General features: G+C 50.0%; 9 protein-coding genes. All 9 read right to left on the bottom strand.

What is annotated here, in order from left to right:
* Positions 1-964 (bottom strand): 30S ribosomal protein S1 (locus AC4EVX_RS12030; protein WP_490160285.1); only part of this gene is annotated, 964 nt, incomplete at its 3' end.
* Positions 945-1,796, bottom strand: coding sequence for a 4-hydroxy-3-methylbut-2-enyl diphosphate reductase (ispH, locus tag AC4EVX_RS12025; protein ID WP_490160284.1), 852 nt, complete (start codon positions 1,794-1,796; stop codon positions 945-947). The genes ispH and AC4EVX_RS12030, both read right to left, overlap by 20 nt.
* A complete protein-coding gene (gene cmk, locus AC4EVX_RS12020; protein WP_177977979.1) occupies positions 1,793-2,500 on the bottom strand; it encodes a (d)CMP kinase in 708 nt (235 codons plus the stop codon). Before cmk ends, ispH begins: the two co-directional genes overlap by 4 nt.
* 177 nt (positions 2,501-2,677) lie before the next feature.
* Positions 2,678-3,913 carry a BaiN/RdsA family NAD(P)/FAD-dependent oxidoreductase gene (locus AC4EVX_RS12015; protein WP_177977980.1) on the bottom strand — a complete coding sequence of 412 codons (1,236 nt, stop codon included), beginning with the start codon at positions 3,911-3,913 and terminating at the stop codon, positions 2,678-2,680.
* A 116-nt stretch (positions 3,914-4,029) separates the two neighbouring features.
* Complete coding sequence (locus tag AC4EVX_RS12010) at positions 4,030-5,649, bottom strand: phosphate--AMP phosphotransferase (RefSeq protein ID WP_177977981.1); 1,620 nt, start codon at positions 5,647-5,649, stop codon at positions 4,030-4,032.
* 102 nt (positions 5,650-5,751) lie between these two features.
* Positions 5,752-7,863, bottom strand: a complete 2,112-nt coding sequence (locus tag AC4EVX_RS12005; protein WP_490160283.1) for a M28 family peptidase — start codon at positions 7,861-7,863, stop codon at positions 5,752-5,754.
* A gap of 474 nt (positions 7,864-8,337) precedes the next feature.
* Entirely contained in the window at positions 8,338-9,657 is a 1,320-nt protein-coding gene (locus AC4EVX_RS12000; RefSeq protein ID WP_308451754.1) for an aspartate kinase, read from the bottom strand.
* A gap of 322 nt (positions 9,658-9,979) precedes the next feature.
* The gene (locus AC4EVX_RS11995; protein WP_490160282.1) at positions 9,980-11,272 is read right to left on the bottom strand and encodes a citrate:proton symporter; all 1,293 of its coding nucleotides are present in this window, start codon (positions 11,270-11,272) and stop codon (positions 9,980-9,982) included.
* Positions 11,273-11,331: 59 nt separating this feature from the next.
* Positions 11,332-12,668 (bottom strand): citrate lyase subunit alpha (citF, locus tag AC4EVX_RS11990; RefSeq protein ID WP_490160281.1); only part of this gene is annotated, 1,337 nt, incomplete at its 5' end.

Raw genomic sequence — 12,668 nt, 5'->3', positions numbered from 1 at the left:
TTAATACATCAGCTGGTTTCTCGATGTGCTCTCTGGAGATCTGGGATACATGAAGCAGTGCATCTACGCCTGGCTCTAACTCAACGAATGCGCCAAAGTCAGTCATACGAGCAACACGACCGGTTACTACGTTGCCTACAGCGTACTTCTCAGCTGCGTCAGCCCACGGATTCTGCTCCGGGAACTTTAAGCTCAGAGCGATCTTCTCACCGTTGATATCTTTGATGAGAGCCTTTACATGATCGCCGGTCTTGAATACCTTCTTCGGATTCTCAACACGACCCCAGGACATCTCGGAAATATGAAGCAGGCCGTCAGCGCCGCCCAGGTCTACGAATGCACCGAAATCGGTAACGTTCTTAACAGTACCCTCTACGGTGTCACCTGCATGGATGCGCTCGAAGAGCTCTTTCTGAAGCTCAGCCTTCTTAGCAACCATAAGCTGCTTTCTGTCGCCGATGACTCTTCTTCTCTTCGGGTTGAACTCAGTGATAACAAATTCGATATCCTGACCTGCATATTTGGTTAAATCTTTCTCATAAGTGTCAGATACCAGGCTTGCCGGGATGAAGACTCTAGCCTCATCAACAACAACGCTTAAGCCGCCGTCCAGTACCTGTGCAACCTTTGCGGTAAGAACCTCGTGGTTTTCGAAAGCCTCTTCCAGTCTCTTGTTGCCCTTGTCTGCAGCCAGTCTCTTGTAAGACAGTGCAACCTGGCCCTCGCCATCGTTTACCTTAACAACTTTTGCTTCCATCTCGTCGCCAACCTGAACCTGGGTTCTGAGATCTACGTTTGCTTCGTTGGTGTACTCACTTCTCGGGATGATACCATCAGACTTGTATCCGATGTTCAGGACGATCTCGTCCTCTTTCACATCAATGACTTTACCAGTGACGATCTCTCCCGTACGTATTGTCTTTAATGATTCCTCCAACATTTGTTCAAAACTTAATTCTGACATTAGTATGAACCTCCTCAATAATTTGATTCGGGGTGGATGCCCCCGCTGTAATACCTACGCTGCGCACAGAATTCACACATTCAGGATTGAAATCGCCGAGTGACTGGATAAAGTAAGTATTCTTACATTCCTTTTGGCATATCTCGTAGAGTTTCTGTGTGTTGGAACTATGCCTGCCGCCTATGACAATCATAGCATCCACTTCAGAAGCAATACGTCTAGCTTCCACTTGTCTTTCCTGTGTTGCATTGCAAATCGTATTTAAAACAAGTATATCATAACCCTTTTTTGTCAATTTTTCAACTAAATCTTGAAATTTATTGTAATTAAATGTCGTCTGGGCTACAACACACAGTTTTTCGCCCGTTTTTAAGGGCAGATTTTCAAGTTCCTCCGCATTTTCTGCGACCAGAGTGTCCTCGGCACCCCATCCACGGATGCCCTCGACCTCCGGATGAGTCGGATTTCCGATAATCAGAACACGGCGTCCCTCGGCATTCTGCTTCTGGACGATCAGATGGATCTTTTTCACAAACGGGCAGGTCGCATCCACGATCGTGACGTTTCTCTCGTTCAGGATGTCGTAGATCCGTTTTCCGACTCCGTGCGAGCGGATCACAACCACACCATCCTCAAGTCTGCGAAGCTCCTCCTCCGAGTCGATGACCTTTACGCCGTGTTTTGCGAGATCCTCGACGACCATCTCATTGTGAATGATCGGGCCAAACGTATAGACCTGCTTATCCGCCGTCTCAATCTGCTCGTATACCCGGTCCACCGCGCGCTTGACTCCGAAACAGAAGCCAGCCGTTTTTGCCACTGTCAGATTCATTTTTCAAGCGCTCCTTCCGGCAGTTTCAGTCCCTTCTTTTCTGCTTCTGCGAAAATTGCACCTACCACCTCGGCAATCGTCATCTCCGAGCTGTCGATCAGGACAGCATCCTCCGCCCTCTTTAACGGAGCGATCGGGCGGTTCGCGTCCTGCTCATCACGCTTGATGATATCCTGCTCAATTTTCTCGAGATTACATGTCTCTCCCTTCTCGGTCAGCTCCTTGTAACGGCGTTTTGCGCGCACTGCCGAGCTTGCGCTCAGGAAAATCTTCACATCCGCATTCGGAAGAATGCAGGTTCCGATGTCTCTGCCGTCCATAATTACATCCGTGGAGCCTGCAAGCTCACGCTGGAGCTTTAAGAGATGCTCGCGCACTGCCGGAACCGCGCTGACTAAAGAAGCAGTATTTCCAACCTCCTCCGTGCGGATCAAACCGGACACATCCTCACCGTTTAAAAGGACGCGCTGAGAGTCCTCCTCATAGCGGATCGTGATTGTAACATCCCTGACTGCGCTCGCCACTGCCTCCTTGTCCGTCGCCGGAACTCCGTTTCTGAGCATATACAGCGCAATTGCACGGTACATCGCTCCGGTATCAACATAGACAAATCCCAGCTTTCCCGCGGTCAGACGCGCGATCGTGCTCTTTCCCGCACCTGCCGGTCCGTCAATCGCAATGTTAAATGCCTTTGTATGTTCCATTTTCTTCTATCTTCCTTTCCCTCTTTGTTTTTCTCTGTATGTCTTCTCCTGTCGGTTCTTGATTCTTTACCGCCAGTTTTTCCTCGCTCTCCTTTGCAGAATCCTCTCTACCGAATCTTCTTTATGGAATCTCCTCTACGGAATTTTCTCTATGAGATTTCCTCTGCAATATCTTCTCTATTCAATCGAGATGCCTGCGAGATGTCCGGTCGACCAGGCAATCTGCAAGTTGAATCCACCTGTGACGGCATCGAGATCTAAGACCTCCCCGACAAAATAAAGTCCACCAACCAGCTTAGACTCCATCGTCGACGGATTGATCTCCTTGACACTGACACCGCCCTGCGTGATGATCGCCTCCTTGAAATCGCGCAGTCCGGTCAGCGTCAGGCGGAAATTTTTCATCGCCTCAACAATCTGCTCGCGCTCCACGCGCGTGATCTCATTGACCTGTTTCTCCGGAGAGATCCCGCTGCGTTCCACAATCACCGGAACGAGCTTGCCCGGCAAAAGGTGCACAAGCGCATTCTTGAACTGCTTGTTCTTGATCTCATCAAAGTCGCGCAGGATTCTCGCATCGAGCTGTTCTCTCGAGAGCGCAGGCTTCAAGTCGATTGAGAGCGTAAGTGGCATTTTCTTCAGTGTCTTTGCGACGTAACTGCTCGCGGAGAGAAGCACCGGACCGCTGACTCCAAAATGCGTAAACAGCATCTCGCCGAATTCCTCATAGATGGATTTTTCCCCTTTTTGAATTGAGACATTCACATTTTTGAGAGAAAGTCCCTGAAGCTGTTTGACAGTCTGCTGTTCTTTCACGACAAACGGCACAAGCGCCGGTGAAAGCTCCGTCACCTTATGACCCACCTTCTTTGCAAACTCATATCCGTCTCCGGTCGATCCCGTCGTCTGGTACGACATTCCACCGGTTGCCACGATCACCGCATCTGCCGGAATCGTCTTTTTCTCTTTTCTCAGACGAATTCCACTCACACGGTCGTCTTTTGTCTCAATCCCCTCAACCTCTGAGTAGAGGTGAACGTCCACACCCACCTCGCGCAGGCGAGAGCTGAACGCCCGGATCACATCGGAGGACTTATCCGAAACCGGAAAAACGCGCTCTCCTCTCTCCGTCTTGAGCGGACAGCCCCACTGTTCCACCTTGTCCATGACATCATAATTCGTCAATCCATAAAAACTGCTGTAAAGAAACTTTGGATTCGTGACAACGTGGTCAAACAGTTCCTCCGTCGCACAGGCATTCGTGACGTTACAGCGTCCCTTTCCTGTGATAAACAGCTTTTTTCCCAGTTTTTCATTTTTCTCGTACAGGCTCACCTCATGCCCGGCCTCTGCCGAAGCAATCGCTGCCATCATTCCGGCCGCACCGCCTCCGATTACTGCCACACGGCTCATCGTTTTTCCTCCATCTTTTCTGTCTTCCTGCTTTTTGTATTTTGTTTGGTGTTTTGATACTATTTCTTTTATCTATCGCCTTTATCTATTTCTTTTATCTGTTTCTTTAACATCTGTTACTTTTTTGCGTTTCTGCTCTGAGTCTTTTCCTGAATCTTTTTCTCAAGTGCCTCCACAACGGTTTCAAGCACTTTCACGCGCGCATAGTACTTACAGTTTCCCTCGACGACAATCCACGGCGCATACGTTGTCGACGTGCGCACAAGCATCTCATTGACTGCAAGCTCATACTGATCCCACTTTTCGCGGTTTCTCCAGTCCTCATCGGTGATCTTCCACTGTTTCTCCGGATTCTCCATCCGCTCACGAAAACGGCGTTCCTGCTCATCCTTATCGATATGAAGCCAGAATTTGAGCACAACTGCGCCAGAGCTGACAAGGTGCGCCTCCATCTCGTTGATCTCCTGATAAGCTCTGCGCCATTCTTCCTCCGTACAAAATCCCTCAATCCGCTCCACCATGACTCTGCCGTACCAGGTTCGGTCAAAGACCGCGATATGTCCCTCCTTCGGCATCCTGTTCCAGAAACGCCACAGATAATGATGACGCTTTTCCGTATCACTTGGAGCAGAGGTCGGGCACACCTGATACCCGCGCGGGTCAAGGTGGCTTGTGAGACGGCGAATCGCACCGCCCTTTCCTCCGGCATCCCAGCCCTCAAATCCCAAAACAACCGGAATTCTCAGCCGGTAAATCTCACTGTGCAAAATCTCCAGGCGCTTTTGAAGCTGATCGATCTTTTGTTTGTAAGTGTCGCGATCCATCGTCCTTGTCAGATCCACGCCTGAGAGGATGCCATTCTCATAGCCCCAGTCCGTCTTCGGCTCGATCGAAGTCAGCTCACCTGTAGTCGAAGTCAGCTCGGTCTTGGTCTTACCTGCATCTTGACCCACATTTTTCTCTGCGGTTTGATCTGCATTCTGACCTGCATTTTTGTCTGCCTCTGCCTTCGTCTGGTTCGCGCGGTACGTCGCAAGCGCCTGCTCAAGTTTTTCCGTCACACAGCGAATGATCTTGAGTGTCGCATAATTCTTGTCTGTCGCCTCGATGATATTCCACGGCGCATACCCGGTATCCGTCTTCTCGATCATCTCCTCATTGATTCTCAGATACTGATCGTACTCGCGGTTTCTGCGCCAGTCTCCCTCCGTCACGCGCCATGCAGTCTCTGAGGAATCCTCCAATCGCTTAAACCGGTGTTTCTGTTCCTTCTGCGAGATCAGAAGAAAGAGTTTGATAATCACCGTTCCATCATCGGTCAGCTGTTTTTCAAAGGAACAAATGTCGCGGTATGCCTCCGGCAGTTCGCTTTTTTTCGTAATGCCGTCAAAACGATCGATCTGAACCCGGCGATACCAGCTTCGGTCAAAAACTGCGATTCGCCCCTTCTCCGGTGTTCTCGTCCAGAAACGCCACAGAAACGGACGCATCGCCTCCTCCTCCGTCGGGCGGCTGCTCGCATACACATCAAACCCTCTCGGGTCGAGCGCCTGAATCAGACGGTTGATCTGCACACCCTTTCCCGCCGAACCGAGACCCTCAAACAAGATAATGACTGGGATTCCCGCTGTCTTGAGACTGCGCTGAAGCGCCCCGAGACGTTCCTGATACTCCTCATGCTCCCTGCGATAAACTGCTTTGTCCACACTTTTGCACAGATCAATCTTTTCTAACATTGCGCTTCTCCCTTCTGATCGAATCTCCCGATCCCGCCAATCCTGCATCCTGTCTACCAGATCTATCTATTACTCATCTATCTATTTTTTTAGTTATTCCTCTTATTCCTCCCCATCCGAGTCTTCTGCGACGTCAAGTTTCAACGCCATACGCACATGCCAGCGGTAGGAAACAAGCTCCGGGAAACGATCAAAATAGCGAATCCGTTTTTCCCAGAGATCCGTCTGGGGAACCTCCCTCGCCGGTCCGCCCTCGGCTTCCACGGACTGCTCTTGCCTCTGCCAGTCCGTGAGCACATACATCCAGAAGCTGTCCTCAAAATTCGGTGGTGGTGGCAGTTCCTCCGTGAAATCTCCCGGTGCTTCCCCAATTCGAAGTCCCTGATTTGGATCTTCCGAAATGCCATCGGCAGTCTCCGCCTCAAATCCATCCCGATACCGCGCCGGATCTTCCTGTTCCAGAATCTGACCGTATAGACGGACAATCATCTTTGCCGTCTCCGTCTGATCGCGAAATCTTCCGTTTTCCGTCATCGCGTCATTAAAGTCAATGCCAATCTCCCACTTTGCCGGTTTCGCCTCTGCACCATCCTCCGTGTGTTGCTCCTTTTTTTCTCCTTCATCCTCAGACGGCATCCGCTGAAGATAACAGGTCTCACCGCCGACTCCATCCGTGTAAAGTGTCAGACAGCCGATGTGCTCGACGGCATCTTCAGGAAGCAGTCTCGACGTAAATGCACAGAGCAGACGACCTCTCGGGTCTGAGACTCCCGGTGCAAGCAAAGTCCCGCTGACCGTTCGCTGTTCCAGGATCGAGCGCCCCGGCTCCCACGAGGAAACCTCAAGATCAAATCCATCCTGCCCCGGTGTCAAAAGAAAACTCCTCCGAAAAAGTGCATCTGTCCATTCAAACGAAGTTCCCGACGGTCCGCTTCCGGCATCCCTCGGCTCTCCGTACCAGGCGCTGAGTCTCTCCTTCATATCCTCAAAATCGACTCCGGCGCGGTCTGCCTCAATCGAGAGACTGTCCAGTTTTCCATCCAAAAAATAACAGCTCGTGACAATCGTCTGGTCTACACCGAACCACTTCATCGGGAACTGATAATTCTGAATCCGAACTCCGGTCTTTGTCGTATTCTCTGCACTCAACACACCATCCATTCCGAGAAGCTCCGCAAATCGCTCCGGGTCTACCCCAAACGGAATCCCCTGATCCTTTGCCTGCACATATGCAAGATCATGGAAATTGTTATAATAGTGCGCCTTCGCCGTCATCGACGGAGTATCCAGGCTCATAATCTTCGATACCGCCTGACAGATGACATCGACGATCTGTGCCACATCCTCAATGTTCACAGTCTCTGCGCGATCATAGGGCGTTCCCTCCCCGAAACTGCTCTGCCGTCTCGTGACCGTCACCGCCGGTATCCGCCCGCGAAGAAACGACGAGGCATCCCCACCGGCACAGCGCTCATACGACCAGCTTGTATCCGTGATCTCCCTCGACGCCTCAAGCAACAGATCGCCGAGCATCGTTTCATTCCGGTCAACGGTTCCGAGAATAATATTTCCTCCTGTCATTGCGCCGAGCCGATCGAGATCGATCACACCAATCACACGATTTCTCTCCTCCTCAGTCATTGTGCTGACATAATGGCGGGATCCAAGATTCTGCTCCTCATGTCCGGAAAAGCTCACAAAGCGCAGTTCTGTGTCGGATGGAAGCCTTGCAAGAAGCCTTGCCGTCTCCAACATTGTCACCACTCCGGCTGTGTCATCCACCGCTCCGGGACTTCCGATCTCCGTATCGTGATGTGCACACAAAATCAGAATATCCGCATCCGGTGAGGACACAGAGCGCACGGCGGTCACATTGGTGCCGGAGATGACCGTTCCATCCTCCTGTCTATATTGAAACGGCTGAAATGCCGTCTCATAGCCGTAATCTCCAAGGAGCTGACGAATGTAGGCGGATGCACTGCTCTCCCCACGACTTCCCGAGGGGCGCGGAGAACGCGTCAGTCTCGCGAGTTCTTCCTGAAGGTAAAAAGTATTGACTTCTTCCAGAACAGGAATATCTCCCGGCATCTGGTACTCCGGGTTTGTATCTACTCTGGGCAGGACTCGTGTGGAAGGACCGGCACACCCTGCAAGCAGTAGCGCCACAGCCCCCGCTGTCATCCTGATAGAAACATTTCTGCCCAACTGTCTCATAATCATTCCGATTTCCTTATTTTTATTTTCCTAACCTGAAAAAGAATCCATTCTGGAATTCTCCTTCAAAATAAAATAAGAGTGCCCTTAGAGCGATTGCTTCCAACGGTTTCCTCTCTTTCCTTATAATTGGCATTGTAGCATACGACCGTGTTTTTTTCAAGGATCACCAAAGACGACACCCGTACGCGCCAGAACACCAAAATTATGAATATCGGCGCGGTTGCTTCGGCAACCATCTTCCCCTGCGCCGAGTGCGCATCCTCGCGGAGCGTTTTTGTATGATAGGACGCAATTTCCTATCATACAAAAAAAGAGTTCGGCAGAATGTCCTTTGATCCCGAACATTCTGTCGAACTCCCTGATTTATCTCGTCAATCGATTTTCATAAAAATCCAAGCTCACAAACTGCTAATCTTCTTTATCAAAGCTGATCTTCATGATCCTCTGTCTGCGATGATCCGCGTATCCTTCTTAGATCTCTGCGAGAATGAAGATGTCGTAGATTGCCTTGATTGCAGTCTCAAAGTCTGCGTTCTTGACACCGATGATGATGTTGAGCTCACTTGAACCCTGATCAATCATCTTGACATTGACACGGGCATGTGCAAGGGCGGAGAAGATTCTTCCTGCGGTACCGCGGGTTGCCTTCATACCGCGTCCTACGACTGCGATCAGCGCTAAATCTGCCTCAAGCTCAACGCTGTCCGGCTCAACTGCACGGTGAATACCTGCGATCACTGACTGCTCATACTCCTCAAACTCAGACTGGTGTACCATGATCGTCATCGTATCGATTCCGGACGGCATATGCTCGAAGGAGATGCCATACTTCTCAAATACCTGAAGCACCTTCCTCCCAAAACCAACTTCTGCATTCATCATCGCCTTCTCGATGTTGATTGCACAGAATCCCTTCTTTCCTGCGATTCCGGTGATCGTATAGTGCGGTTTGCGACAGGTGCTCTCCACGATCAGAGTACCCTTGTCCTCCGGCTTGTTCGTGTTGCGGATGTTGATCGGAATTCCCTCACGGCGAACCGGGAAGATTGCATCCTCATGGAGAACGCCTGCACCCATGTAGGAGAGTTCTCGAAGCTCTTTGTAAGTGATCGTCTCAATGACAGCCGGGTCCTCAACGATTCTCGGGTCTGCTACGAGGAAACCAGATACATCGGTCCAGTTCTCATAGAGGTCTGCATGGATCGCGCGTGCCACGATCGAACCAGTCACATCAGAACCGCCACGGGAGAAGGTCTTGATCGTACCGTCATGCTTTGATCCGTAGAATCCTGGGATAACAGCACGCTCAACATGCTCCAGGCGCTCAGACAGCTCCTTGTTCGTCAATTCAGACTCAAAGTTGCCGTTCTCATCAAAGAAAATCACCTCTGCGGAATCGATGAACTCATATCCGAGGTAATTTGCCATCACGATACCGTTTAAGTACTCTCCGCGGGAAGCAGCATAGTCACGACCGATGCCCTTCACAAAGTTCTGCTCGATCGTGTCGAACTCGTGATCCAGATTCAGGTTCAGATCCAGACCATCGATGATCTCCTGATAGCGCTCCTTGATGCGCTCCAGGATCTTCTTGTATGCTCCGCCGGTGGATGCTGCCTCATAGCATGTATACAGCATATCGGTTACTTTCTCATCCTTGCTGTTTCTCTTGCCCGGTGCAGACGGAACGACATAACGGCGGGTCTTATCTGCCCGAATGATGTCTCCCACTTTTTTGAACTGACGCGCACTCGCCAGAGAGCTTCCGCCAAACTTCACTACTTTTTTCATGATCGCCTTATCTCCTCGTAAATTATTTTTTACCATTCTCTCAAAGTCATGCCCTGATGCTGGTCGATAAAAGAAGTCGTTTATGCAAAATCATACTTGAATTCTTCTGATCTGTCAAGTACTTTTCCTTGTATGAGAGTCAAATGTCCGCTTATCAAGGACACATATCACTCTCACCACTCAGAATAAAGAGGGACATCCACTCTGAGTTCTAATCTTCTCCCAACAGATACTTCTCAATCGTCTACGCAAAAACAGAGACCTGCGCGATTTTACTCACACAGGTCTCTGTTTTTATGGCAGAAATCTGTTACGTTTATTTTTAGAATTTAATGACACCGATCACGGTAGCCATGATCAGCACTGCAATACTTGCCAGCCATACCAGTCTCAGGGAGTACTTAATATGCTCACCGATGGAAACATCTGCCAGACCAAGTCCTACATAGGTTGCTGCTACAGACGGGCTGACCGGAGTTCCAAGGGTTGCGGTTAACAGAAATGCTGCTGCTACTGTTTCAGGTGCTACGCCAAACGGCTCTACCACGCCGATGATGATCGGAAGCAGTGCGTAGTAGAATGCATCGGTACCGAGGATCATCAGAAGCGGTACGGAGAACAGGCACATGAACCAGTGCATATGCGGAGCAATCGCTGCCGGAAGCACACCTACAATGGCATTTGCCATAGCCTCAACCATTCCGGAATCCTTGATGACACCCATGAAGATACCTACAGAAAACAGAGTCATGGTCATAACCATTGCATTGGTACCGTACTCTTTAATTTTCTTATTCTGCTGCTTTGCGTTCGGGAAGTTTACGATCAGTCCGATGGCAAATGCTACCATGAAAATGGAATACAGCGGAACCGGAAGGTCACGGAATAACAGAACCAGCATAACCAGGGTAAGAACCAGGTTAAAATAATAGATGCCCTTCTTTGTTTCTTTTTTCTCTGCGTTCGCATCATCTGCGGCCTGCACATGAGCGCCTGCCTCTGCACCATTCTTTTTCTCAATCATGGAAACTACAATCGCAATACCGAACGCTGCAATTGCCAGACATACAACACCCGGAATCATAAATCCATACAGGTCTCCGGCTTCAACGCCTGCAACACTTGCCGCACGCATAGTCGGACCGCCCCACGGCACCAGGTTCATAACGCCGTAAGCACCGCACATTGCACCAAGCAGCGCCTGCGGACGAACTCCCATACGCTTACAGATCGGAAGAAATGCGGGAACCACAATCAGGAATGTGGTTGCGCCGGAACCATCCAGATGTGCAACAAATGTGGTCAGAACAATCGCAATAAAAATCGTTGCCACATTTTTTCCGACCCGTTTGATCAGGAAATTGATGATCGGATCAAAGAGGCCTGCATCCGACATCATAGTAAAATAAGAAATAGAGAAAATGAACAGAATCGCGGTAGTTAACATCGTATTCATACCAGTCTTAATAAATCCGGCAATCTCCTCCAGGCCGAATCCGACCAGTACAGCCGCGATCAGTGGCAGTAAGATAAACGCCAGCGGCGGCGCCATCTTTTCCTTGATCAACACAAACATCAGGATGATCATGAGTGCAAACCCAATCAATGCTAACATTTCGTTCCTTGCCCCCTATTGTTTTTTATTTTTTATCTCATCAGCTGTATCAGCCAGAATCAATCAAATGAATATTTCTTTACTTCCCTTACCACATCCATAATACTGCCATCACGAGCTTCAATGATTCCAACTACTTTATCACCAAACTGTACCGGATCCGGCTCGCCTGTAATAGCATAGGCCTGATCCCGAAGCTCCTCGATCGTACAGAGCGGAAGTCCGCTGTCCTTCATACACTCAATCAGATCCTGTCTGCGCGGATTGATGGCAATGCCGTAATCGGTAATCACAACATCCACGGTCTCGCCCGGAGTGGTTACGGTGGTTACGTTGGTGCAGATAGCCGGGATTCTTCCCTGCAGAAGCGGTGCGATCACAATGGTGCATTTTGCGCCCGCTGCGGTATCCGGATGCCCGCCCTGGGCCCCGGTGATGATGCCATCAGAGCCTACCACGACATTACAGTTATAGTTCACATCCACTTCCAGTGCTGCCAGAATGACAAAATCCAGTTTATTGACATATGCTCCTTTGTTAAAAGGATTTGCGTACTCTGATGCGCTGATTTCGATATGACGGTCCGGATGCTTTTTGATGGATTCTACTGCTCCAAGGTCAAAATCCTGCGTATCCACCAGAAGATCCGTTAAGTCACGGTCCAGAAGATCTGCCATCGGTTTGGTCAGTCCGCCAACACCAAAGCTCATACGGATGCCGCGCTTTTCCATTTCATCTGCCAGGGAAATGGTGGATGCGATGGAGGCACCGCCGACACCGGTCTGATAGGAGAAGCCATTCTTAAAATATGGTGTACGGATTACAAACTGAGTGCAGTAATCTGCCATTCTCAGTTTTCTCATATCGGTGGTTGGTTTTGCCGCACCGGTTGCGATCTTGGCCGGATTTCCGATTTCATCTACCACACAGACAAAATCTACCTGAGTCATGGAGATGCTTGCCGGAATGTTCGGAAATGGAACCAGACAATCGGTAATGGCCACCACATGATCTGCATACTGCGCATCAGCCATTGCATAAGACAGTACACCGCAGTCACTCTTTCCGCCATTTGCTCTTAAATTTCCATATTCGTCACAGGTCGGTGCGCCAATAAACGCAATATCAATATGAACCTCACCAGACTCAATGGCTCTGACACGCCCACCGTGGGAACACATTACTGCAAGATTTTTCAGCTTTCCTGCTGAAATTGCTTCTCCGATCTTACCGCGTACGCCGGAAGACCGGATACCGGTCACAGTGCCATCCTCGATCATCGGAACGATCGGATCATGCGCCTTGCCAAGGGAGCTTGCGCAGATGGTGATGTCCTTGATGCCCATCTTGTGGATCTCGTCCATAACCATATTTACCACATAGTCACCCTCACGGA

This window comes from Brotaphodocola sp. (assembly GCF_983179755.1).
Note: the sequence above shows the minus strand (reverse complement) of the source record. Positions and strands in the feature narration are given on the sequence as shown.